Consider the following 23,146-nt stretch of genomic DNA (forward strand, 5'->3'; position numbering starts at 1 on the left):
GGGCCTCGGGTGTGCCGTGGGTCACGGCCCCTGGCCTCGCCGTTCCAGCCGCACGCGCCCTCCCTGCCCGGGCTTCAGCGCACGGCCTCCACCTGTATCGGGAATCCGTTGAGCACCGCCGTGCCGGAAAGCGGGTCCAGCCGGCTGCCGTCGAGCAACTGATTGACGTTCGCACCCGGCTCCCGCGCGGCCCGCGTCTGCCGCGTCCCTTCACGGTCGTGGCCCCAGCCGTGCGGCACGCACACCACTCCCCGGCGCAGCGCCTCGGTGATCTCGGCGGGAAGGACGATCTCGCCGCCGTCGCCCTTGATCCGCACGGGGTCGCCGTCGGCCACCCCGAGCCGCTTGGCGTCATCGGGGTGCATCTGCGCGGTGCAGCGGTTGCTGCCGCCGGTGAGGGCCGGAAGGTTGTGCATCCAGCTGTTGTTGGAACGCAGATGGCGCCTGCCGATCAGCACGAGTGCCGGTCCCCCGGCCCCGCCCGCTACGGCCTCCCGCAGTCGCGGCACGTCGGCGACGATCGGCGCGGGGGCGAGTTCCACGGTGCCGGACGGCGTGCGCAGCACCTCCGCGATGCGCGGCCGCAGCGGGCCGAGGTCGATGCCGTGGGGGTGCCGCAGCAGTTCCGTCAGGCTGAGACCGCCGGGTTCCGCGCCGAAACCCTCGCCGTAGGGGCCGAGTCGCAGCATCAGGTCCAGCCTGCGCTCGTAGCCTGTGCGGCCGGTGAGGACGGCGGCCAGTGCGCCGGGATCCTTGCCGTGCACGGGCGAGTGCGGGTCGGCGGTCTCCTTGCCGAGCCGGTGTGCGATCGCCTCCTCGTCCACGCTTCCGGGGCGCTCCTGCGGCCCGCTCCTACCGAGGACGGCCAGGATCAATCGGGCGAGGATCTCGGGTTCGTCGAGCCGGCCCGCTTCGAGGGGAAGGGCGGGCGGGCTGTAGCGCACGGTGTTGCGAACGGCCAGCGCGCTGAAGGCGAAGTCGAAGTGCGCGCTCTGGGCGGGCGGAGGCGGCGGCAGTACGACGTGGGCGTGGCGCGAGGTCTCGTTGAGGTACGGGTCGACGCTGACCATGAAGTCCAGTCCGGCCAGGGCACGGTCCGTCCTGTCGCCGTCGGGTGCGGAGAGCACCGGGTTGCCGGCCACCACGATGAGGCCGCGCAGCCTCCCCTCGCCCGGGGTGTCGATCTCCTCGGCGAGCGCTGCCGCGGGCAACTCGCTCTTGATCTCCGGATGGCCGGAGACGCGGCTGTGCCAGCGGCCGGTGGTGAAGCCCCTGCCGGGCTTCGGCGGTCTGGGTGCGCGGGCGGTGGCGGACAGCGGGAAGAGCGCTCCGCCGGGGCGGTCGAGGTTGCCGGTCAGTGCGTTGAGCACGTCCACCAGCCAGCTCGCGAGGGTGCCGAACTCCACGGCGGTGCTGCCCAGCCGCCCGTAGACCACGGCTCGCTCCGCCGCGGCGAGTTCCCGGGCCAGCGACCTGATGTCGTCGGGCGGGACGTCGCAATAGGCGGCCACCGACTCGGGCGTGAAGTCGGCGGCCAAGGCGCGGACGTCCTCCGTGCCGGTCAGGTATCGCCCCAGGTCACCGGGGTCGGACAGATTCTCGGCGAACAGCACGTGCACCATGGCGAACAGCAGCGCGGCGTCCGTGCCCGGCCTGGGCGCCACATGTCGGTCGGCGGCACGTGCCGTCCTCGTGCTGTTCGGGTCGATCACGACCAGGCGGCCGCCGCGCCGGCGCAGCGCCTTGAGCTTCCCGGGGAAGTCGGCGGCCGTGGCGAGACTGCCGTTGGACACCAGGGGGTTGGCGCCGATGAGCAGCAGATGGTCGGTGCGGTCCAGATCGGGCACCGCAATCGCGTCGGGGTCGCCGAACAGGTAGCCGCACGAGACGTGCTTGGGCATCTGGTCGAGGGTGCTGGCGGTGAACACATTGCGGGTGCCCAGCGCCCTGACCAGCTGACCGGGGTAGAGCCCGCCGGCAATGGTGTGCACGTTGGGGTTGCCCAGCATGACGCCCACCGCGCCACCGCCGTGCCGGCGGATGACCGGGCCGAGCCCCTCGGCGATCGCGGCGAACGCCTCGTCCCACCCGGCCTCGACCAGCCGGCCCGCGCGCCGCACCAACGGCCGCCGCAGCCTGTCAGGGTCGGCGTCCAGCTCGCCGAACGAAGCCCCCTTCGGGCAGATGAAGCCCGCGCTGAACACGTCCTCCCGGTCACCGCGGACACGCGTGACCCGGCCCCCGTCGATGGTCAGGCTGAGACCGCAAGTGGCCTCGCACAGCGGACAGACGCGCAGTGCTGTCCCGGTCCCCGAACTGGTCATCTGGTCCTCCCCTGGACGTGCGGCTTCGGTGGCGCGCGTTCGTCTTCGACATTACCGGCGCGTACGGACATCGGTTCCGGACCCTGTGGAAAACTCCGCGACGCGCCACCGCGCCCAGTCGGGGACCGCGCCCGGACAGGCCCGTACCAGCCGTTTCGCCCCGGCGAGGATCCGCGGACCGCTGTTCGGTCAGTTCCCGTTCCTGTTCCCGTTCCCGGGCGCAGACGCAGGCGCAGGCGCAGGCGCAGCCGTCGAGGATGCGTTGCGGGCGTTCGGCGCTGCGGAACCGGACGAGCGCGCGGCGCGGTGCGCCGCCGGTACCGGCGGGCTCGGCCGACCTGACATCGCGCTGTCAGTCCCGCACGGCCAGGGCGTCGAAGATCCTGCGCAGTTGGGCCAGTGTCTCGGCCAGTGCCGTCCGTGGGTCCTCGGCCCGGACGACGGCCAGAGCGGCGTCGCTGAGTCCGCCGTAGAGCAGTGAGGTCAGCGGTTCGGCCGGACCGGGGGCGACGGCGCCTTTCCTGATCGCGCGCTCGACACCGCGTCGGGTCATCTCGCGGCAGTTGTCGGCCAGGTCGCGCATGGCCTCCCAGCCGAGCGCCCCTGGCGCGTCGTAGAAGGTGATGCGCTGGACCTCGGGATCGAGCGATGCCTCCAGATAGGCGCGGCAGCCCTCGTACAGCGCGCGCCACGGGTCTTCGGCGGCCGTGAGGTAGGCGGCGGAGATCACGTCGGACAGGCGCAGTTGCTCGCGGGCGTAGACGGCGGCGAACAACTGCCGCTTGCCGGCGAAGTGGTGGTAGAGCGCGCCTTTGGTGACGCCCGCCCGCTCGCAGACGGCGTCCAGGGAAGTCGCCGCGTACCCATCGGCGGCGAACAGCGCACGGGCTGCGGTGAGCAGGTCCTCGACGGTGGCGTCCGACCGCTCGCGCTGGCGCTGCCTGGTTCCCGTCCCGCTCTCGCTGCCTGAGCGCGCTGCTGCCACGACCGGCCCCTCCATGTCGTACGGATCCGCTTTCCACCCTAGCCAAGGGCAGGCCTTGACACATACATACCTACGGTATGTATGTTCCGTACCGTCAGTATGTTCATCACGTCGAGGAAACGGATGCCGTGGCATGTCCTCCGCAACCCCACCCCCTTCACCTGTCTCGCCCACGCCCTCTTCCCCGGTCATGCCGGACCCTCCGCCCGCCTCCGCCGCCGTGGACTCCCGGGCCGGGCTCGTGCTCCTGCTGAGCGCCGGCGCGACCTTCGTCGCCTTCCTCGACACCACCGTCGTCAACGTGGCCTTCCCGGACCTGGCCCGCAGCTTCCCGGCCGACCGCGTCTCCGACCTCTCCTGGGTGGTGAGCAGCTACGCCGTCTTGTTCGCGGCACTGCTCACCCCCATGGGGCGGATCGCCGACGCCTTCGGCCGCAAGCGGGTCTTCCTGCTGTCACTCACCGGCTTCACCGCCGCCTCCGCGCTGTGTGCGACCGCGACCGGCCTGCCGTGGCTGATCACCGCCCGCGCGCTGCAAGGGGCGGCCGCGGCCGGCATGATCCCGGCCGCCTTGGGACTGCTCCTTGCCACGACTTCGCCCGCCCGGCTCGCGGCGGCGATCGGCGCCTGGGGCGCGGCGGGCTCGATGGCCACCGCGGCCGGCCCCGCACTGGGCGGGGTGCTGGTCAACGCCTTCGGGTGGCGGTCGGTGTTCCTGATCAACGTGCCGATCGGCATCCTGCTGGTCGCGGCAGGCGTGCGCGGGCTTCCCGAGCCCGCAGGCGCCGGGCGGCGCCTCCCCGATCCACTGGGCACAGTGGCGTTCACCGCGGGCATCGGCCTGCTGGTCCTGGGGCTCACCAAAGGCAGCGACTGGGGCTGGACCTCGGGCGCCACCGTCGCCGGCACGGCGGGCGGCGCCGCACTGACCGCTGCCGCACTCGTCCGTTCCGCCGGCCACAGGGCGCCCGCGGTCGAGACAGCGCTGCTGCGCGACCGTACTTTCGCCCTGTCCTCGGCCATTGCCGCCTTTGCCGGCGCGGCCCTGTTCGCCTGGCTGCTGAGCAGCCCGCTCTTCTTGACCACCGTGTGGCACTACTCCGTACTGAAGGCGGGGTTCGCCGTCACACCCGGCGCGCTCACTTCCGCGCTCGCCGCGGTCGCCGTGGGCAAACGGGCCAAACCGCACCACCTGCCGGCCGTCGTCGGCGTCTCCATGGTGGCTTTTGCCGCGGCGAGCATATGGACGTACCTGCAGTTGGGCCCCGAAACCCGCTACCTGGCGCTGTGGCTGCCGATGGGATTGATCGGCGGCGCGGCCTTCGGGGCCGCCCTGACCGCTCTGTCCACGGCGGCCGCCGTGTCGCTGCCGCCGCTGCGGTTCGCTTCGGGCGTCGGGATGACCACCACGGCACGGCAGGTGGGCGGCGCCCTCGGGGTCGCCGCGACGGGCTCGATCATCGCCGCCCACTCGGTCGGCGGGCCGCGCGCCTACCAGGACGTCTACCTCGCCTGCGCCGTCCTCGCGGCGGTCGCGGCTCTGCTCGCACCGGCCCTCGCCCGCACGATCGTCAAGGAGTCGTGACATGACCGCGTTCGACGACACCTCCCGCGCCGCGACCGACACCGCGACCGGGATCGACACCGCGACCGACACCAAGGCCGGCCGATGGGCCGTCGCCGACCGCTGCGGTGAGGACGACGTCTTTCCCGCCGAGGCCGCCGACCCGCACTGCCTGCGGCCGGGCGAGGGCACCCGACTGCTGCGGGGTGCCCCGTGGAAGCGGTTCGCCGTGCTCGGGGACAGCCTCGCCGAGGGGTTGGGCGACCCGCTGCCGGGCTACCGCACGGCTCCGTGGGCGGACCGGGTGGCCGCGGCGCTGGCGGGCACCGTGCCGGAGTTGGCCTACCTCAACCTCGGCGAGCGCGGACTCACCGCCTCACAGGTGCGGCGGCGCCAGGCCGACCGTGCCGCCGCCTTCGCACCCGACCTGGTGACCGTGGTGTGCGGCGGCAACGACCTGCTGCTGCCCGGCTTCTCCCCGGAGGCACTGGACAGGGAACTGGACCTGCTCTTCTCCCGGTTCGCGGGCCCCGATACCACGGTCTTCTGCTACGCGCTGGCGAACGTGGCCGCCGCCGTACCCCAACTGCGCGGCGGTCCGCTGGAGGACGGCGTGGCGCTGCTGAATTCGGTGACGCGGGCCGCCGCGCGGCGGCACGGCGTATTGGTCGTGGAGATGTACGACCATCCGGCCGTCGCCGACCGCGACCTGTTCAGCGCCGATCTGGTCCACGGCTCGGCGCGGGGCCACGCGGTCTTCGCCGCCGCGGCGATCCGGACGCTGGCGGCCGCCCTGCCCCGGGCCTCGAGCTCCTCCGCCTCGACCCACCTCTGACGGGCCGCCCGCCGGGCGTCCCCTGTCCGGCGGGTTTTCCACAGGCACCGAAGTGAGGGTTGCCGCCCTGATTCCTATGGTTCAGCATAGGAATCAGGAGCGACGTGCAAGGGAGCACATCATGAAGGTCACGGACAGCGCGGTCAGCGGCCTCGGGGGCGGTCAGGAGGGCAAGGACCTGGCGTACTCCCCGGGCTTCGGCAACGAGCACAGCAGCGAGGCGGTGCCGGGCGCGCTCCCCGAGGGGCGGAACTCGCCGCAGCGCGCGCCGTTCGGCCTGTACGCGGAGCAGTTGAGCGGCACTGCGTTCACCGAGCCGCGGGCCCACAACCGCCGCAGTTGGCTGTACCGCATCCGCCCGTCCGCGGCCCATCCTCCCTACCGCCGGATCCCGAACGGCGCGCTGAGCAGCGCTCCCTTCCACGAGGCGGAGCCGGATCCGAACCGGCTGCGCTGGAGCCCTCTCCCGCTGCCCGACGACCCCACGGACTTCGTGCAGGGTCTGGTCACCATGGGCGGGAACGGGGACGTGCTGCGCCGTGAAGGCATCGGCATCCACTGGTACGCGGCCAACACCTCCATGGACACGCGGGTCTTCTCCTCCTCCGACGGCGAGTTCCTGATCGTCCCGCAGGAGGGCGCCCTGCTCCTGCGGACCGAGCTGGGCCTGCTGCGAGCCGAACCCGGGCATGTCGCGCTGATCCCGCGCGGCGTCCGCTTCCGGGTGGAGCTCCCGCAGGGGGCCGCACGCGGGTATGTGTGCGAGAACTACGGACGGCCTTTCCAGCTTCCCGACCTGGGCCCGATCGGGGCCAACGGCCTGGCCAACGCCCGGGACTTCCTCGCCCCGGTCGCCGCGTACGAGGACCGTGAGGAGGACATCGAAGTCGTCAACAAATTCGGCGGCAACCTCTGGGCGGCGGTGTACGACCACTCCCCCCTGGACGTCGTCGCCTGGCACGGCAGCCACGTGCCGTACGTCTACGACCTGCGCCGGTTCAACGTGCTGGGGTCGATCAGTTACGACCACCCGGACCCGTCGATCTTCACCGTGCTCACGTCCCCCTCCGACACTCCTGGGCTCGCGGGCGTCGACTTCGTGGTGTTCGCGCCCCGCTGGCTGGTGGGCGAAGACACCTTCCGCCCGCCGTACTTCCACCGCAACGTGATGTCGGAGTTCATGGGCCTGATCGAGGGTGCCTACGACGCGAAGGCGGAGGGCTTCGTCCCCGGCGGCGCCTCGCTGCACAACATGATGTCGGCGCACGGCCCGGACCGCGCCACCTTCGAGCGGGCCAGCACCGCCGAGCTCATACCGCAGAAGGTGGACGACGGGCTGGCGTTCATGTTCGAGACGCGCTGGCCGGTCGTGCCCACCCGGTTCGCGCTGGAAGCGGGGCACCGCCAGCAGGGCTACGACGCGGTGTGGGAGGGACTTGCGAGAAACTTCCGGTCGTGACCTCCTTCGCCCCTGACTCCCTGGTCCTCAACAGCAAGCTGCCGCTGTGGTATCAGGTCTCGCAGTCGCTGCGGGCATCGATACTGGGCCGGCATCCGGACGCGCCGCTGCGGCTGCCGACCGAGGACGAGCTCGCCGCCCACTACGGCGTGAGCGTCCTCACCATGCGGCAGGCGCTGAAGGAGCTGGAGGACGAGGGGCTGATCACCCGGCATCGACGGCGCGGCACGTTCATCGAGCCCACCGCCCAGCGCGGGGCGCCGGTGAAGCTGCTGGGGTCCGTGGACGCGATCGTGGCCCAGCAGTCCGGCGGACGCACGGCGGTGCTGCAGCACGGGCCCGCACCACTGCCGCCGGAGGCCGCCGAGCACTTCCCCGGACTCACCGAGGCCGTCGCGTACCGGCGGCTGCGCTGCGACGAGTCCGGCGAACCGACCAACTGGGCGGAGAACTTCGTCCGGCCCGAGCTGGCCGCGCGGATCGATCTGGCCGATCTGGAGCGTTGGCCGATGACCAAGGTGCTCAGGGATGTGCTGGGGGTGCGGATCAGCAGGATCACCGACACCGTGGAGGCGCGACTGGCCGCGCCGGAGACGGCCAGGCTCCTCCAGGTGCCGTTGCTCAGTCCGATACTGCACTACACGGGGGTGACCTACGACGACGAGGGGCGGGCGGTGGACGTGGTGCGGATCCACTACCGCGGCGACCGGTTCTCCTTCACGGTGACGATGGAGGCACCCTGAGCGGCGTCAGTAGCATGCGTGCGGTGAGCGACGACGCGCCTTTGCTGCACGATCTGATGCCATGGTCCGTAAGCCCGCCGCGGATCGGCCGGGGCTGGCCTCTGGCCCCCGATCCGGTCTGCCTGAAGGCGCGTTGGGCCCTGCTCACCGGGGCGGCGGACGAGGAGACCAAAGCCGCGCTGATGCGCCGGACGCGGGCCAGGACCCTTCACACGCCCGTCGCCCAGCTCCCCGGCCATCGCACGCCCACCACGGCGCTGGCGGGGGAGGACGGTCCCTGCCCGGAGCCGGTGCGGGTCGGCCACGGTCCGTACGACCAGCAGTGGCTGATCCCGGACCACCGGCTGATCGACGCGGCCAGGCCCGAGCTGTGGCGTGTCGCCGACGACCGGCAGGTGTTCGCGGTGGAGCAGGCGTTCCACCCGGAGGCGGCGGAGCCCACGGTGGTGTTCTCGGCGCTTCTTCCCGACGGCCGCTCGCCCGGCGGCAGGCCCGGCCGGATACGCCCGCTGTACCGGCAGCCCGGCGGCGCCGACCCCAACCTGGCCCCCGGCTTGACGCGATGGCTTGCGGACCGGCTGGGCGCGCCCGTAGGCGCGGAGGACGTACTGGCCTGGGTCGCGGCCGCGGCGCGGCGAACGCCCGAGGGCTGCGTCGTACCGCTGACCGCGGATCCCGAGGTCTGGCGGGACGGCCTGGTGCTGGGCCGGCGGTCGCTGTGGCTGCACACCAGAGGCACGCGGTACGCCGATCCCGCCGCGGGCCTGGACCGGGAGCGGTTGCGGCTGCCCGGCGGGAGCCGCCCCTACGTGCGGGCGCCTCTGCCGGCCGCCCCGAAGCCCGGCGAACTGGCGTACGACGTGGAGGAACGCGCGCTGCGGATCGGCGAGGGCCAGGTGTCCCCGGTGTCGCCGGGCGCGTGGGAGTGCACGGCGGGCGGGGTGCGGGTACTGGAGGCGTGGTACGAGGAGCGGACGGCGCCGGGCGAGCCGGGCTCGCTGGAGGCGCTGCGGCCGGCCCGCTGGTCCAGGACCACGACGTCGGAGCTGCTGGAACTCGTCAGCGTACTCACGCTGCTGGCCGAACTGCGGCCGCGGCTGGCAGCTTTCGCGGAGCGGTTGGACGAGGAGAGGGGGGCGGCCGTGGGGGTGGGAGAGTTGCGTGCCTGCGGGATCGTTCCCGTGCCCGAGGCGAGGCGGCGGCCCGCCTCCGTGCTGGAACACCACGAGGAGGGCCCGGACGGGCAGTTCGCGCTGCTGTGAGCCGGCGCGGACCGCCCGGGTCCTGAAGGTCCGTGCAGGGACACGGACGTCGCGCTGTGCGGGCACGGCGGGCACACCGAGGCGCCGCACGAGGCGGCGCCGAGCCGGGACGGTGTGGCCGCCGCATGGGCGAGCCGGAGCGCCGGGTGGATCAGCCGTGGTTGCCGAACAGCGACCGCCGCAGCCGCCGCAGCGGGGCGAACAGCGAGACGCGCGCTCCCTTGTTGGCCCTGGCGTGCACGGTGTTGCGCGAGGTGAGCTCCCGCATGAGCACGGTCGCCTCCTCGGCCTCGCGCTGCGGGATCGCGGGCCCGGCCAGTACCGCCAGATGCCGATCCAGTCGGGCGCTGGACACGCTCGAACCGCCGTTGATGGCAGGCACTCTCGGCCTGCTCGGCATCGCTATCTGTTCCATGACTCTCCCCACCCTGACGAGGGCACCCGGCTCGGGCAGGGTAACCCTATCTCCCCGCCACGTCACCTGTGCATCGCGGGGCGGACCTCGGCGCCGTATTCACCTTGCTGTCAAGGCTGTTGACGTTCCATGGGACTTTGTTCGACCGGCCCCGCACCCCGGGATCGGCAGGGTGCCGGGTTCGGGCGGCGGTTCAGGCCACCGCGCCGAACGGCGGCAGGTAACCGCCGTGCTGCCCCGCCGCGGTGGGATGGTACGACTCCTCCAGCGGAAGGGTCAGGCTGTGCAGCCAGGGCGATCCCGAGCACAGTTCATGGCCGGTGAAGGCACGGCGGACGTCGGCGAAGGCGAAGCCGTGGTCGGCGGCCCGCTTGGCGAGGACACCGTCGAGGTCGTCGGCGGCCGCGTCGATCGCGTTGCGCGACGTGTCCGTGAGGCCCAGCAAGCAGTCACCGGGCACTTCGTAGAAACGCGGGTAGCCGACGACGACCACGTGGGCGCGCGGCGCCCGGACGCGGATCGCCGCATAGGTGGCGTCGAGCCGCGCCGGAAGTGTTTTGTCGACATAGTCGCGCGCTTGGGCGACCCGGCTCAGACAGGTGGCCTGCGAGTGCAGCACACAGGTCGACATGACGTCGGCGAACCCGGCGTCATTGCCGCCGACGGTGACGCTGACCAGGCTCGTGGCCGCGCCGAGGCGGTTCAACTGCTTGTCGACGACGTCGGTGGTCGACGCACCGGCGCACGCCGCGAAGGCGAACGAGGTCGCGTGATGGGCCGCGGCCCACAGCGCGGGATAGGCGTTGGGACTGCGCCGGCAGTCCCCTGAGGCGCTGTCGTACGCCCCGGCGCCCAGTCCGGAGGAATACGAGTCACCCAGCGCCACGTAGACGGGACCGGCGGACCGGGCCGGACCGGCACCGGCGAGGGTGAGACCGGAGGCGAGGAGCAGCGCGGACAGGGCCGACGCGAAGCGGGGCATCTTCACGGGAAACCTCCCCTGGCAGGGTCGAGGCATTTATGTCCCAGGCACACCGTCAGGAATCAACCCTTTAGAGCGAATTAAGAAGTATGACAGTATGAACGGCAAGGTCTCGCACGGCGCCCCGGTACGAAAAGCGGTGGGCGAATCGGAGGCGAGTGCCGGATCATGGCCGCATGTCCGCGACATCCCATGAGCCGAGGAGGCACGTGGCGCCCACCGGAGCCGACAGGTCCGCCGGTTCGCCGGACCCGGCGAACGCACAGAGTCCAGCGAGTCCAGCGAGTCAGGTGAAGCAGCGCACCGCGGCCGACCGCCCGGATCGGGAAACGACCGGAAGGACCGCGGGGAGGAAGCCCGGTCAAAGGGTCCGGAAGGCCGCGGGGCGCGAGGCCGGGCCGACCGACCCGTACCGTGCACTGCCCGTCCACGTACGCCTCGACGACAGCGACTCGCCGTCCGACGTGGTGGACGCGCTGTTCCTGAGCCGGTTCACCTCGGGTGAGCAGCCGTACGCCCGGGGCGCCTCACTGGAAGCCGTCAAGGCCGGACTCACCCTGCTGCCGCCCGACGCGGCGGTGCTGCGCCAGGCGCGCGACAAGGACCGCAGCGCCACGCTCGCCGAGGGGCAGGGCTGGACGATCCTCGTCTCCCGCTGGAACCGCGGCGCCGACGTCACCGTGGCCGCCGTCAGCGACGAGCTGGCCGAGCAGGTCCTGAAGTCGTCGGTGGACGATGCGGAGGACGAGCCGGAGCCGCAGCCGGACAACGTCACCATGGGCTTCTGGTACGTCTCGCCGCACCGCGGACCGCACCGCACCACCCGGCAGATCGCCGCCGCCACCTGGGAGGAGCTGCGGGTCAACTACACCGCGCCCGTCGCCGAGGCGATGGACGGCCTGATGAAGCTGACCGCGGACGACATCTCGGGCCGGCTGCTGCTCCTGCACGGTCCGCCCGGCACCGGCAAGACCTCGGCGCTGCGCACCCTCGCCCGCGCGTGGCGCGACTGGTGCCAGGTCGACTGCGTACTGGACCCGGAGCGGTTGTTCAACGACGTCGGCTACCTCATGTCCATCGCCATCGGCGAGGACGAGGGCACAGGCGGCCGCTGGCGGCTGCTCCTCCTGGAGGACTGCGACGAGCTGATCCGCGGTCAGGCCAAGCACCAGACCGGCCAGGCGCTCTCCCGGCTGCTCAACCTCACGGACGGCCTCCTCGGGCAGGGCCGCAACGTCCTCGTCGGCATCACCACCAACGAGGATCTGGAGCGGCTGCACCCCGCGGTAGTCCGGCCGGGCCGTTGCCTCGCCCGGATCGAGGTCGGGCCGCTGACACACGACGAGGCGGTGTCCTGGCTCGGCACGTCCGAGGGCGTCGGCCGCGACGGAGCGACCCTCGCCGAGCTGTACGCGCTGCGCCGGGGCACCTCGACCACCCTGCCCGTGACCCCGCCCGCGGCGGACGGCCTCTACCTCTGATACCTCTGATACCTCTGACGCCTTTCACCTGCCGGCCGGGCCCGACGTGCCGCCCGGACACGGACGGCGCCCGGACGGTTCCCGTCGGCCGTCCGTCGGCACAGGCCGGGAAAGGCTCGTGCCCGGGAGCGTGCTACTCGTCGCCGTACGCCGCGCGAAGTGCCTCCTCCACCGCGGCTCGGGCGGCGTCGCGGTCGAGGCCGAGCCGGCGGGTCCGGTCCACGTACGCCGTCGCGGCGGCGGCCACTTCGCGGGCCCGGGCGTCACCCGCCGCCACATAAGTACCGTGGCGACCGCGGGTCTCGATCACGCCGTCCGTCTCCAGGGCGCGGTAGGCCTTGGCGACGGTGTTCGCGGCAAGCCCCAACTGCTCGGCGAGGCCGCGTACCGTCGGCAGCTTGTAGCCGACCGGGAGCCGGCCGGTGCGGGCCTCCTCCGCGATCCGGGCGCGCAGTTGCTCGTACGGGGCGGTGGCCGCGTCCGGGTCGATGGTGATCTCCAGGCTCATGGGCGTGATCCTGGCACAGCGGGCGGTGCCAGCGGGACCGCCCGCCGCGGACCGGCCGGGTCGTAGGCGATGACGTCCCCCTTCTCGTGCAGGTGGAGCAGAAAGGGCAGCCCCGCTCGGTAGGCGTCGAGGCCGGCGCGGCAGTAGGCGACCATGTCGTCGGGCAGTGCGTCGAGGGGGTGCCAGACCAGCTCGGAGCACTTGTCGGGCTCCCGGTTGACGGGCTCGCCGCCGATTCCGTACGAAGCGACGAAGAACCAGCCGATCCGTGCTCCGCCGTCGGGCGCCCGGTGCTGCATCACCACGGCGGCGGTCAGGTCCTCCGGCGTCAGCTCGACCCCTATCTCCTCGCGTGCCTCACGGATCATTCCGCTTCTGACGTCCTCGCCGTCCTCCACGTGGCCGGAGGGCACGTGCAGCAGCCCGTCCGCGTATCCCGTGTTGGCCCGGCGGGCGAGCAGGACGCGGTCGCCCCGCCGCAGCACGAGATGGACGTCGACGATCTCGCGGTGCCGGCGCGGCGCCGGGCCGGCCGGGCGCACCACCGCCGCGTACCGCTCGTCGTCCACCGGGCGTCCCCACAGGGCCGGGTCGTGGCCGAGCTGCTCGATCCCGAAAGTGCCGCCGAGGGGCGCGGCCAGTTCGCCGAGGGTCCCGGCGGTCAGGCCGACCGGGGTGACCGCCCCCCAGCGCCCCTCGATCAGGACGAGCCGGCCACCGGGCCGCAGCAGGCCCGCCCAGTACCGCAGCACGGCGGCCGGGTCGGGCAGCGCCCACAGGAGATGGCGGACCAGCACCACGTCGAACCCGGCCTCGACGGGCAGCGCGGTGGCCTCGCCGACCAGCACCCGGGCAGTTGTGCCGGCCAGCTTCTCGCGGGCCAGCGCGACCATTGGCTCGGAGCGGTCCACCGCCGTGACCCGGTGGCCCTGCTCCGCGGCGAGCAGGGCCAAACTCCCCGTGCCGCAGCCGACGTCGAGCACGTCGGACGGCGGGTCGGGCAGCCACGAGCGCAGGCGGCCGGCCCAGGCCGCACGCACTCGCGGATCGCGCAGGCCGTGGTCGGGCTCGTCGTCGAAGCGGGCCGCCGCCGCGTCCCAGAACTGCCGGTCGTCACTCCCTGTGGTCATGGGAACAGCCTGCCACCCACCACTGACAACGGCCCCCGGCGGCCGCTGACGGGGGCCGGCGGGTCCGGCACGGCCGACGGGAGCGGAACGCGGGCAATCGCCCACGGACCGCTCAGACCTCGCCCAGCCCGCGGTAACGCGCGCGGCGAGCGGCCGTCCGCCGGTCCGGGTCGAGGGCTCGCAACCGGGCGAGTTCGCGGCCGACGACGGAGGCGAGGCGGGCGAGGAACCGGTCCGGATCATCGGCGGCGTCCGGGTCTTCGGGGACGACGGCGTCCACGATCCCGTTCTCGAACAGTGCCGGGGCACCGATGCCCTGGCGTTCGGCCAGTTCGGCGGCCTTGCCGGTGGTGCGGTACAGGATGGCGGAAGCGCCTTCGGGCGGCAGCGGGGACAGCCAGGCGTGCCGGGCGGCGAGCACCCGGTCGGCGGGGAGCAGGGCGAGGGCGCCGCCACCTGCGCCCTGACCGAGGATCAGGCACAGCGTCGGCGCCGGGAGGGTGACCAGGTCGGCGAGGCTGCGGGCGATCTCGGCGGCCAGGCCGCCCTCCTCCGCGGCCCGGGACAAGGCTGCGCCCGCGGTGTCGATGACGGTGAGCAGCGGAAGGCCGAGGTCCGCGGCAATCCGCATGCCCCTCCTGGCCTCGCGCAGACCGGCCGGTCCGAGTGGCGCGGGCGCGGCCTGGGCCGGCAGCCGGTCGTGCCCGAGGACCACGCACGGCGACGGGCCGAAGCGGGCCAGGGCGAGCAGCAACCCCGGGTCCCGCTCCCCCGCGCCGGTGCCGCTGAGCGGAGTGACCGCTGTGGCGTACCGCAGCAGCCCTCGCAACCCCGGTCGTCCGGGACGGCGGCTGCGCCGGAGGGAGTCGGCGGTGTCATAGGGGGGTGTCCCGCCTCCGGCCGGCAGCGGCGGGGCAGAGACGGCCGGGGTCTCGTCGTCCGCCGCGTCCGGACGCTGCTCGCCGCACAGGACGTCGAGCGCTGCGGCGGCGACGGCGGCCAGCGCCGTGGCGGGGAGTACGGCGTCGATCAGCCCGTGGGCGTGGAGGTTCTCCGCCGTCTGCACCCCGGGCGGGAACTCCTCGCCGTAAAGGGCGTGGTGCACGCGCGGGCCCAGGAAGCCGATCAGCGCGCCCGGTTCGGCCGAGGTGACATGGCCGAGGGAGCCCCAGGAGGCGAGTACCCCACCTGTCGTCGGGTGCCGCAGGTGGACCAGGTACGGCAGGCCGGCCGCCTTGTGGTCGGCGATGGCCGCGGTGACCTTGACCATCTGGAGGAAGGCGACGGTTCCCTCCTGCATCCGGGTGCCGCCGGACGCCGGGGTGGCCAGCAGTGGCAGCCGCTCCCTGGTCGCGCGTTCGACCGCGGTGACCAGCCGGGTGCCGGCGGCGACCCCGATCGAGCCGCCCAGGAAGCCGAATTCACCCGCCATCAGCGCCACCGCGCGGCCGCCGATCCGCCCTTCGCCTGTGATCACGGACTCGTCGAGTCCGGTGCGCCGCCGGGCCGCGACCAGTGCCTCGCGATAGTCGGGATCGGCGGGGAGCGCGGTGAACGGCTCGTCCCAGCCGCGCCAACTGCCGGGGTCGACGAGCGCCTCCACCACATCGCGGGCGGTGGGCCCGCGGCCGGGACCGGAGCCGGGTGCTGTCATGCGGCCACTGTCCCACGTTGCCTGGATGACGTCCCGCGGGGGCCGGACGCGTCGCAGCGCGCCGGATCCGATCGCCGGCCATGGCGAAGAGTCCCACGTCGGTCGTCTATGCCGCCGAGTCCGACAGGGTCGCCGGGCGTACGGCCTTGGGGCCGAACTTGGCGCGGGCCCGGTCGGCGACGGCCTCGATACGGCGGGCCCGGTCGTCGGCCGGATCGAAGGCGAGCTGCCTGGAGGCGAGTTCGGCGGGGATCAGTCCTTCCGCGCGCAGGGCGACCGCCCGGACCCTGGCCCGTTGCAGGCCGAGTGAGGCGAGCAACCGGTACGCGAGCGCGGTCAGCGCCGGGCTGTGGCCGGTCGGCTCGGGGAGGGCACGGGTCCGGACCGTCGAGGAGCGGTCGGCGTAGTGGACGGTCAGGGTGAGGGCGCCCGCAGCCTGGTGGCCGGCCCGCAGCCTGGTGCCGAGATCCTCGCAGAGGGCCAGCAGGGCGCGACGGTGCCGCGCGGGGTCCAGTTCGTCGCGGCCGAAACGGTGTTCCGCGGCCAGGGCGCGGGCCGGGGCGTTGGGGGTGACGGGAGTAGGGTCCACGCCCCTGGCCTGGGCGTACAAACGGCGACCGGCGCTCACGCCGACTATCCGCTGCAAGGTGCCGAGCGGAGTGGCGGCGATCCGGCCGAGGGTGACCAGGCCGTAGGTGGCCAGGGTCTTCGCGGTGGCGGGTCCGACCCCGTACAGCGCGTCGGGGGGCAGCGGGTCCAAGAAGGCGGCGACGGCGTCCGGGGCGCCGGGGAGGACGAGGATCGGCTCGGGCGGTGCCTCCCTTGCGGCGAGGCGGGCGAGCAGCGGGTTGGCCGCGATCCCGATCACGCAGTCGGCGCCGCACTGGGCCAGGGCCCGCACTCGCAGCAGCAGGGCGAGTCCGGCGGCGTCCTGGCCGAAGTAGCGCAGACTGCCGCGTACGTCGGCGAGCGCGGCGTCCGGCGGCAGGGCCTCGACGACCGGGGTGAACCCGGAGAGCAGGTCGAGCAGTTGCTCATAGGTGTCCGCCCCGGGTGCGGCGCCGGACGCGGTCCGGAACCGTATGTGAAGCACGTGCGGCACATAGGGTGCGGTCCGCGCGTCCGGCGTGGCCCCCGCATAGGTTGCGGTTGTGGTTGTGCTTGCGGTCCGCGCAGAGGACTCGGAGTGACTGTTCATCCCGCGCTCCCCGGACTCGAATGCCATAGTTTGCGGCCGGTCGCCGCGCCGTCGCCCGCGGGCCGCAGATCGGCCCACGGGTGAAGTTCGTAGCCGGTCGGCAGGCGGATGCGGCGGTCCTCGTCGGGGTGACCTGAATCATCGGGGTGACCGGAATCATCGGCGGTCCCGGCGCCTCCGCCCGGGGCCCCGTCCCCGGTGCCCGGCTCCTGCGCGAGCCGCCGCGCCACCGCCTCCAGGCCGCCGGTGCGGCGCAGTTCGAGGAGTTCGGCCAGGTTCCAGGCGGCCGCACCCACCACGCTGAGGCTCTGCGGCCCGCGTTTTTGGACCACGCCCCGGACCAGCAGCAAGAAGGAGTGGAAGACGGTGTGGGCGCATGCCTCGTGGCTGTCGTCGAAGAAGGCGCAGTCCACCAGGCCGGTGCCGTCGTCGAGGGTGGTGAAGATGACCCGCCGGCCGGAACGGATGGGGGGCGTCTGAGTGGCGCCCTTGGCTCCGGCGACCAGCACGGTCTGCCCGTGCCTGATGTCCCGCAGCCGCCGGGCCGGGACCGCGCCGAGCTCCTCCAGGAAGGAGTGGTGGTCGCGCATCAGGTGGCGGGTGGCGTCCATGCCGAGGACACCCAGCTCGGCGCCCAGGCGTTCGCCCGCGTCCATGTCGGGCAGGCCCGCGGGCCCGGCGCGGCCGTCGTCCCCGCCGAGCGGGAGCTGGCCCTCGTGGGCCCCCTTGGCCCGCCCCTGCCTGTGGAGTTCGGCGATCTGCAGCAGCAGGTCACGTCGGTTGGCGCCGAACGCGTCCAGTGCGCCGACCTGGGCGAGCCGTTCGGCCAGCGGCCGGCCGGGACGCGCCCGCTGCCACATGTCCTGCAGCGAGGTATACGGCTGCCCCGCGACCAGGCGTCGGGTCTCCGCCTCGCTGATGCCGTGCACATCCGCCAGGCCCAGCCGCAACCCCCAAGTCCCGGACACCAGTTCGATTCGATAATCCGCGTCGGACTTGTTCACGTCCAACGGCAGCACCGGCACCCCGCGCCGCCGGGCGTCCGCGAGCAACAGCCGCTTGGGGTACATGCCGGGGTCGTGAGTGAGCAATCCCGCGTAAAAGGCGGCGGGGCGGTGCGCCTTGAGCCAGGCGGACTGGTATGTGGGCACCGCGAAGGCGACGGCGTGCGCCTTGCAGAAGCCGTAGCTGCCGAACGCGGCCAGGATTTCCCAGGTGCGCCGGATCTCCTCGGCCGAGTAGCCGCGAGAGCGCGCCCGGGCGCCGAACCAGGCCATCACCTGGCCCTGCCGGTCCGGGTCGGACAGGGCGCGGCGCTGCTCGTCGGCCACCGCGAGTCCGCAGCCGGTCATCACGTCGAAGATCCTGATCACCTGCTCGTGGAAGACCACGACCCCGTACGTCTCCTCCAGCACCCGCGCCAGGTCGGGATGCGGGTAGCGGACCGGCGCACGGTGGTGCCGGGCCTCGATGAAGGGGCGCACCATGTCGGCGGCGACAGGACCCGGACGGAAGAGCGATATGTCGACCACCAGGTCGTGGAAGGTGGCAGGCTGCAGCCGGCCCACCAGGTCGCGCTGGCCCGGGGACTCGATCTGGAAGCAGCCGAGGGTCTCGGCGGAGCGGATCAGCTCGTACATCGCCGGGTCGTCGTCGGGGACCCGGGTACGGTCGTCCAGGTCGAGGTGCTCGCCGGTGGCCCGCTCGACCTCCTTCACGGCGTGGGCCATCGCGGACTGCATCCGTACGCCCAGGACGTCCAGTTTGAGCAGTTTCAGCTCCTCCACGTCGTCCTTGTCGAACTGCGACATGGGGAAGCCCTCCCCACTGGTCGGCATGACGGGGGTGCGGTCCAGCAGGGTCGCGTCGGAGAGCAGCACCCCGCACGGGTGCATGGCGACCCCCCGGGGCAGGCCGTCCAGCGCCTCTACCAGCTCCCACAGCCGTCCGTGGTCCTCACCGGCCACCGCGCGCAGTTCGGGGAGCTCGGCGAGGGCGGCGCGGGCGTCCCTGGCCCGGATGTGCGGGAAGGACTTGGCCAGCCGGTCGACGACCACCGGGTCCATGCCGAGCGCGGCACCCACGTCGCGGACCGCGTGCCGGACCCGGTAGGTCTCGGGCATCGCCACGGTGGCGACCCGCTCCGCGCCGAAGCGGTCGAAAATCGCTTTGTAGACATCGATCCGCCGGGCGGACTCCACGTCGATGTCGATGTCGGGCAGCTCCTTGCGGTGGACGGACAGGAAGCGCTCCATGAGCAGGCCGTGCTCCAGGGGGTCGGCGGTGGCGATGCCCAGCAGGTGGTTGACCAGCGATCCGGCCCCTGAGCCGCGGGCGGCCACGCGTACCCCCATCGCCCGCACGTCGTCCACGACCTGGCCGACGGTGAGGAAGTACGGGGCGAAGTCCAGCCGGCGGATGACGTCCAGTTCCGCCTCCAGGCGGCGCCAGTACGCGGGCTTGCGGTCGTAACCCCTGCGGACCAGGCCGGCGGCGCAGCGGGAGTACAGCACCCGGTCGGCGCCGCGGGCTCCGCCGCCGACCATCTCCGACTCGGGGAAGTGCGGACGGCCGATGCCCAGGTCGTCACCCGGATCCACGGCGCAGTCCCCGGCGGTCTCCTCCGTCGCCCGCAGCAGGCGGTGGGCGCCGCCGCGACCCTGTCCGGCGGCCTCCGCGACCCGCTCGGCGATCCTGGCCATGTCGGCCGCCCCCTTGAGCCAGCGTTCACCGCTGTCCAGCAGCTCGGGCTTGCGGGCGTCGATGGGCGTCAGCCGGCGGGCGGCGTCCAGGATGTCGGCCACCTCCCCCTGGCCGGGGTCGGGGTAGCGCACGGCGTTGCTGAGCACCGCGGTGACACCCTGGTCGGCGGCGAAGGCGACGGTACGGGCGGCCAGCCGCAGCGAGCCCGGCCCGGTGCCGTGCCGGTTGTGGCAGACGGCCTCCAGCCTGAGCGCGCTCCCGTAGACCTCCCGCCAGGGCGCGAGCAGCCGCGCGGCGCGGTCGGGCCGGCCGGCCGTCAGCGCGCGGCCGACCTCGGAGTCCGGCCCGAGCAGCGCGAACAGGCCGTCCCCGGCCAGGTCCGTCCAGTCCAGCCGGGGCCGCGGACCGCCCGGAAAGGTCCCCCGGTGGGCGGCCGAGATCATCCGGCACAGGGCGGCCCAGCCGGCCCGGTCCCTGGCGAGGAAGACGGCCCGGGGAGCACTCTCGTCGATGAAGGCGCCACCGCGCACGGGAGTACGCGGCGTGGTACGGCGGGCGCCGGTACGGTCGCCGCCGACGCCTTGGCCGCGGCCGGTACGGTCCTGCGGGCGGTCCTCGTAACCGGGAACGGCGAGGTTCGCGCCGAACAGCGGTCGCACTCCTGCCCGCTCGCACGCCTTCGCGAACCGTACGATTCCGGCCACCGTGTCCCTGTCGGTCAGCGCCAGTGCGTCCATGCCCCGCTCCGCCGCCCGTTCCGCGAGGTGTTCCGCGTGTCCTGCCCCGTAGCGCAGCGAGAACCCGGATACGGCATGGAGGTGTGTGAAACCGCCACCACCCATCCGTGCCTCCCGCAGTGCGACCTCCCCCCGTCGACCAGGTCCCCTCTCCTCTCCCCACCATAGACCAGATTTCGAACGCGCGTACGATCAACATCATCGGTCACTACTGGTGGGACCTGCGGGAATGCGGACGAATGCCGGTCGCACGGGACAGCGCTCAGGGACGACGGCGCCGCAACACGGGTGGAAGCAGGCAGAGCCCGGGCCGATGGCCTGATCCATACGGCCGAGGACGTACGGGAGGCGGGCAGGGCGGCGCCCCCGGCGGCAAAGGCGGCCGGCCCGACCGCAGCCCATGGCGCGGGAGGCGGCGACCCGGTATCGCGTCCAGGCATCGCCCGGAACGGCCGGCAGAGATGTTCGAAGGCGGCGGCGCGGGAATCCACCGCTACCACTGGCCGCCGGCGTCACCGACGTCCGGCCGGTGGTCCGCGGGCACCACCGGGCGAGCCCCCTCCTCCTCGGCGGAGCCCGATCGGCGGGCGGGGCCCGCTTCGGGCGCAGGGTCACGCAGCAGCAGGAGCCACGCGGCCAGGAGGCCGGCGACGCCGACCCCGGCCAACTGGGCGCGATAGTCGACGAGCGCGACCAGCCCGGCCCCGATCGCAGCGGCCAGGGCGGTGGGGCCGAAGACCACGGTGCCGGCGGCGGCCGCCGCTCGGCCGACCAGTGCGGACGGTATGTGCTGCTGGACCGCGGTGAAGGCGGCCACGACGACCCAGGGCAGGCCCACGCCGATGGCCAGCGTCCCGGCCAGGACCGCGGGGAGCGAGGGCGCGGCCCGTACGGCGGCGCCGGTGGTGAACAGCAGCAGACCGGTGGCGGCGAAGGCACGCTCGGGAAGGCGGCGCATGACCGCGCCGGCGACCAGTCCGGCAACGATCGAACCACTGCCTTGCACCGCGTAGAGCACCGCCACGAACGCGGGCGGGCGGTGCAGTCCGGCGTCGTTCATCTCGTAGATGGCGGAACTGCTGATTCCGGAGAGCAGCATCGCCACCGCGCCTGCCGCGACCAGCCGACGCAGCAGTGGATGATCACGCAGCACCCGTATCCCCTCGGACGTCTGCGCCCGCCAGCCGACCGCGGACGGGGCCGGGGGGACCTCCCGGATCCGCAGGGCCGAGAAGGCGAAGGCGGCCAGGACGAAGGTGGCGGCGTCCAGGATCGCGACGGCCCCGCCGCCGTACCTCAGGAACAGTCCGGCACCGGCGAGCGGGGCCAGCAGCTTCATGGCCTCGTTGACCGTCATCCGCAGACCGTTGAAGTCGCCGCGCAGGTCGGCCGGGACGGCGGTGGTCACGATGCCCGCCTCGGCCGCGTCGGAGAGCACGGAACCGGCGCCGACCACGACCAGGACGAGGAAGAGCAGCCAGACGTCCCGGCCGGCACGAACGGCGAGCAGCAGCGGGAGCACGGCCCCGAGCACAGCGTTGACCCGGATCAGCAACGGCCTCCGGCGCACTCTGTCGGCGACCGTGCCCAGCAGGGGGCCGACCAGGGTGGGCGCCCAGACGCAGAAGGTCACCGCGGCGGCCAGGCTGCTCGATCCGGTGAGCGACTTCACCCAGACCCCCGCGACAAGCAGCATCGCCGAGTCCCCGAAACCCGAGACCAGGACACCGCCCATGTAGATGGCCGTCGTCCGGTTGCTCAGCACGTCCCGCACGCTCATGACTCCCAACATATTGCTTGGGAGTTGTCGGCGGCAACGGGCCGGTGGGTGCGGCGGAGGGGGTGGGGGCGGAGACGGGCGGAACGAGGCGGACGGGCGGAGATGACCCGTGGACGGGAGGAGACGGTCTGGGTGCGGCAGGAGCGGCGCGGTCTAATGGGGCCATGACCGCGACCGATCCCCTGCTGCGCGCCCTTGCCCATCCGATGCGGCTGCGCATGGTCTCCCTGGTCTGGAACGCGCCGCTGTCGGCCGCCGAGCTGGCCCGGGAACTGGGCATCTCGCACGCGCTGGCCAGCCAGCACCTGCGACGTCTCGACGCCGTGGGCCTGGTGGAGCTGGCAGAGGTACGGACCAATCGCGGCGGCAGGGAACGCCGTTACCGGGCGGTGCACGGGTCCCCGCTCTCCGACCAGCGGCACGAGGCGGCGCCGCTGATCGCCGAAACGCTGTCGCACACCATGCGGGAACGGGCGGGACGCCGCGCCCACGGCGCGGAAGGGGTCACCTCGGACGCCGAACTGTGGGTCGCGCCGGAGGTCTGGGAGGACTTCCGGCGACGGCTGGCCGGGCTTTTCGACGAGTTGCACGCGGCGGCGCGGACCCCGCACGCGCCCGGCACGGTCGGCGTCGGGGCCACGGTGATGGCGTTCCCCCTCGCAGAGCCGGAGGCTTGACCGTTCCGGGTTCCGGGTTCCGGGTTCCGGGTTTCGGCGCGGCGCGGCGCGGGCGCCGGGGCCGACGACGCGGGCCTCACCACTCTTCCGGGTGAAGAAGACGAGGGACCGAAACATCGGCCGGGGGGTTCGCGTTGATCCGTACACCAGCGCGATTCATCGCCGCATCCGCAGCCGTCACGACCTCAGATCCGGAGCAGTCATGAGCCAGCCACCCGCCACCAGCCCTCTGTTGAACCTCCTGAAGGAGCACAGGACCGGAGTGCTCGCCACCTTGAAGAGGGACGGCAGGCCGCAGTTGTCCAACGTGTCGTTCGCCTACGACGACGCGACGAGAACCATCCGCGTGTCGGTGACCGAGGACCGCGCCAAGACCCGCAACCTGCGCCGGGACCCGCGGGCGAGTTTCTACGTGTCCACGCCCGACCTCGGCGCCTACCTGGTGGCCGAGGGTGATGCCGAGCTCTCCCCGGTGGCCGCCGATCCCCACGACGCGACCGTGGAGGAGCTGATAGAGGTCTACCGGGCGGTCGCCGGCGAGCACCCCGACTGGGACGAGTACCGGGCGGCGATGGTCGCCGACCGCCGGCTGGTCCTTCGGCTGCGCGCGGACCGCGTGTACGGGTGGGGCCGTACACAGGGGCGTACGAGCGGCCCGCTGACCTGACGCCCGTGGCAGGAAGGAGCCACCTCGGCCGCTCCCCCGGAA

18 protein-coding genes are annotated in these 23,146 nt (G+C 73.1%); 8 read left to right on the plus strand and 10 right to left on the minus strand.

What is annotated here, in order from left to right; all coding sequences use genetic code 11:
• Window positions 1–74: 74 nt before the first annotated feature.
• Window positions 75–2,324 (minus strand): molybdopterin-dependent oxidoreductase, encoded by a 2,250-nt coding sequence (locus K7G61_RS07175; RefSeq protein ID WP_225845809.1) that lies wholly within the window; start codon window positions 2,322–2,324, stop codon window positions 75–77.
• Window positions 2,325–2,676: 352 nt separating this feature from the next.
• Window positions 2,677–3,309, minus strand: coding sequence for a TetR/AcrR family transcriptional regulator (locus K7G61_RS07180; RefSeq protein WP_225845810.1), 633 nt, complete (start codon window positions 3,307–3,309; stop codon window positions 2,677–2,679).
• Between the two features lie 190 nt (window positions 3,310–3,499).
• On the opposite strand from K7G61_RS07180, the gene K7G61_RS07185 reads away from it, so the two are divergent.
• The 5 genes from K7G61_RS07185 to K7G61_RS07205 all read left to right on the plus strand — a co-directional run bounded on the left by K7G61_RS07185 (window position 3,500) and on the right by K7G61_RS07205 (window position 9,172).
• A complete protein-coding gene (locus tag K7G61_RS07185; RefSeq protein WP_225845811.1) occupies window positions 3,500–4,894 on the plus strand; it encodes an MFS transporter in 1,395 nt (464 codons plus the stop codon).
• 1 nt (window position 4,895) lies between these two features.
• Window positions 4,896–5,708 (plus strand): SGNH/GDSL hydrolase family protein, encoded by an 813-nt coding sequence (locus K7G61_RS07190; protein WP_225845812.1) that lies wholly within the window; start codon window positions 4,896–4,898, stop codon window positions 5,706–5,708.
• Between the two features lie 121 nt (window positions 5,709–5,829).
• Window positions 5,830–7,167, plus strand: a complete 1,338-nt coding sequence (hmgA, locus tag K7G61_RS07195; RefSeq protein WP_225845813.1) for a homogentisate 1,2-dioxygenase — start codon at window positions 5,830–5,832, stop codon at window positions 7,165–7,167.
• Window positions 7,164–7,910: a GntR family transcriptional regulator gene (locus K7G61_RS07200; RefSeq protein ID WP_225845814.1), complete on the plus strand. Its 747-nt coding sequence runs from the start codon at window positions 7,164–7,166 to the stop codon at window positions 7,908–7,910. Before hmgA ends, K7G61_RS07200 begins: the two co-directional genes overlap by 4 nt.
• Before the next feature lie 14 nt (window positions 7,911–7,924).
• Window positions 7,925–9,172, plus strand: coding sequence for a type ISP restriction/modification enzyme (locus K7G61_RS07205; protein ID WP_225845815.1), 1,248 nt, complete (start codon window positions 7,925–7,927; stop codon window positions 9,170–9,172).
• 151 nt (window positions 9,173–9,323) lie between these two features.
• On the opposite strand, the gene K7G61_RS07210 is transcribed toward K7G61_RS07205, so the two are convergent.
• Window positions 9,324–9,587: a hypothetical protein gene (locus K7G61_RS07210; RefSeq protein ID WP_225845816.1), complete on the minus strand. Its 264-nt coding sequence runs from the start codon at window positions 9,585–9,587 to the stop codon at window positions 9,324–9,326.
• Between the two features lie 193 nt (window positions 9,588–9,780).
• On the minus strand, window positions 9,781–10,575 hold the full coding sequence (locus tag K7G61_RS07215) for an SGNH/GDSL hydrolase family protein (protein ID WP_308190597.1): 795 nt from the start codon (window positions 10,573–10,575) through the stop codon (window positions 9,781–9,783).
• A 284-nt stretch (window positions 10,576–10,859) separates the two neighbouring features.
• Here K7G61_RS07215 and K7G61_RS07220 point away from each other — a divergent pair, with 284 nt between their 5' ends.
• Window positions 10,860–12,050, plus strand: coding sequence for a DUF5925 domain-containing protein (locus K7G61_RS07220; protein ID WP_225845817.1), 1,191 nt, complete (start codon window positions 10,860–10,862; stop codon window positions 12,048–12,050).
• A 133-nt stretch (window positions 12,051–12,183) separates the two neighbouring features.
• Here K7G61_RS07220 and K7G61_RS07225 read toward each other — a convergent pair whose 3' ends face one another.
• The 6 genes from K7G61_RS07225 to K7G61_RS07250 form a co-directional block, all read right to left on the minus strand.
• Window positions 12,184–12,558 (minus strand): GntR family transcriptional regulator, encoded by a 375-nt coding sequence (locus K7G61_RS07225; protein ID WP_225845818.1) that lies wholly within the window; start codon window positions 12,556–12,558, stop codon window positions 12,184–12,186.
• Window positions 12,555–13,688: a methyltransferase domain-containing protein gene (locus K7G61_RS07230; RefSeq protein WP_225845819.1), complete on the minus strand. Its 1,134-nt coding sequence runs from the start codon at window positions 13,686–13,688 to the stop codon at window positions 12,555–12,557. The genes K7G61_RS07225 and K7G61_RS07230 overlap by 4 nt, the downstream gene beginning before the upstream one ends.
• 112 nt (window positions 13,689–13,800) lie before the next feature.
• A complete protein-coding gene (locus tag K7G61_RS07235) occupies window positions 13,801–15,342 on the minus strand; it encodes an acetyl-CoA carboxylase carboxyltransferase subunit alpha/beta (protein ID WP_225845820.1) in 1,542 nt (513 codons plus the stop codon).
• A gap of 106 nt (window positions 15,343–15,448) precedes the next feature.
• A complete protein-coding gene (locus K7G61_RS07240; RefSeq protein ID WP_308190598.1) occupies window positions 15,449–16,435 on the minus strand; it encodes a hypothetical protein in 987 nt (328 codons plus the stop codon).
• A 101-nt stretch (window positions 16,436–16,536) separates the two neighbouring features.
• A complete protein-coding gene (locus K7G61_RS07245) occupies window positions 16,537–20,085 on the minus strand; it encodes a DNA polymerase III subunit alpha (protein ID WP_225845821.1) in 3,549 nt (1,182 codons plus the stop codon).
• A 388-nt stretch (window positions 20,086–20,473) separates the two neighbouring features.
• Window positions 20,474–21,760: an MFS transporter gene (locus tag K7G61_RS07250; protein WP_225845822.1), complete on the minus strand. Its 1,287-nt coding sequence runs from the start codon at window positions 21,758–21,760 to the stop codon at window positions 20,474–20,476.
• A gap of 164 nt (window positions 21,761–21,924) precedes the next feature.
• On the opposite strand from K7G61_RS07250, the gene K7G61_RS07255 reads away from it, so the two are divergent.
• Together K7G61_RS07255 and K7G61_RS07260 are read left to right on the plus strand one after the other, a co-directional pair.
• A complete protein-coding gene (locus K7G61_RS07255; RefSeq protein WP_225845823.1) occupies window positions 21,925–22,437 on the plus strand; it encodes a helix-turn-helix domain-containing protein in 513 nt (170 codons plus the stop codon).
• Window positions 22,438–22,639: 202 nt separating this feature from the next.
• The gene (locus K7G61_RS07260) at window positions 22,640–23,104 is read left to right on the plus strand and encodes a PPOX class F420-dependent oxidoreductase (protein ID WP_225845824.1); all 465 of its coding nucleotides are present in this window, start codon (window positions 22,640–22,642) and stop codon (window positions 23,102–23,104) included.
• The last annotated feature ends 42 nt before the right edge of the window (window positions 23,105–23,146 follow it).

It is taken from the genome of Streptomyces sp. HPF1205 (assembly GCF_020400825.1).
In the GTDB taxonomy this organism is placed as follows: Bacteria; Actinomycetota; Actinomycetes; order Streptomycetales; family Streptomycetaceae; genus Actinacidiphila.

Excerpts from the sequence above, each read along its gene's own strand:
- K7G61_RS07175 (WP_225845809.1), bottom strand. The coding sequence starts at position 2,324 with ATGACCAGTTCGGGGACCGGGACAGCACTGCGCGTCTGTCCGCTGTGC.
- K7G61_RS07185 (WP_225845811.1), top strand. The coding sequence starts at position 3,500 with ATGCCGGACCCTCCGCCCGCCTCCGCCGCCGTGGACTCCCGGGCCGGG.
- K7G61_RS07190 (WP_225845812.1), top strand. The coding sequence starts at position 4,896 with ATGACCGCGTTCGACGACACCTCCCGCGCCGCGACCGACACCGCGACC.
- hmgA (WP_225845813.1), top strand. The coding sequence starts at position 5,830 with ATGAAGGTCACGGACAGCGCGGTCAGCGGCCTCGGGGGCGGTCAGGAG.
- K7G61_RS07205 (WP_225845815.1), top strand. The coding sequence starts at position 7,925 with ATGCGTGCGGTGAGCGACGACGCGCCTTTGCTGCACGATCTGATGCCA.
- K7G61_RS07210 (WP_225845816.1), bottom strand. The coding sequence starts at position 9,587 with ATGGAACAGATAGCGATGCCGAGCAGGCCGAGAGTGCCTGCCATCAAC.
- K7G61_RS07225 (WP_225845818.1), bottom strand. The coding sequence starts at position 12,558 with ATGAGCCTGGAGATCACCATCGACCCGGACGCGGCCACCGCCCCGTAC.
- K7G61_RS07230 (WP_225845819.1), bottom strand. The coding sequence starts at position 13,688 with ATGACCACAGGGAGTGACGACCGGCAGTTCTGGGACGCGGCGGCGGCC.
- K7G61_RS07235 (WP_225845820.1), bottom strand. The coding sequence starts at position 15,342 with ATGACAGCACCCGGCTCCGGTCCCGGCCGCGGGCCCACCGCCCGCGAT.
- K7G61_RS07245 (WP_225845821.1), bottom strand. The coding sequence starts at position 20,085 with ATGGGTGGTGGCGGTTTCACACACCTCCATGCCGTATCCGGGTTCTCG.
- K7G61_RS07250 (WP_225845822.1), bottom strand. The coding sequence starts at position 21,760 with ATGAGCGTGCGGGACGTGCTGAGCAACCGGACGACGGCCATCTACATG.
- K7G61_RS07255 (WP_225845823.1), top strand. The coding sequence starts at position 21,925 with ATGACCGCGACCGATCCCCTGCTGCGCGCCCTTGCCCATCCGATGCGG.
- K7G61_RS07260 (WP_225845824.1), top strand. The coding sequence starts at position 22,640 with ATGAGCCAGCCACCCGCCACCAGCCCTCTGTTGAACCTCCTGAAGGAG.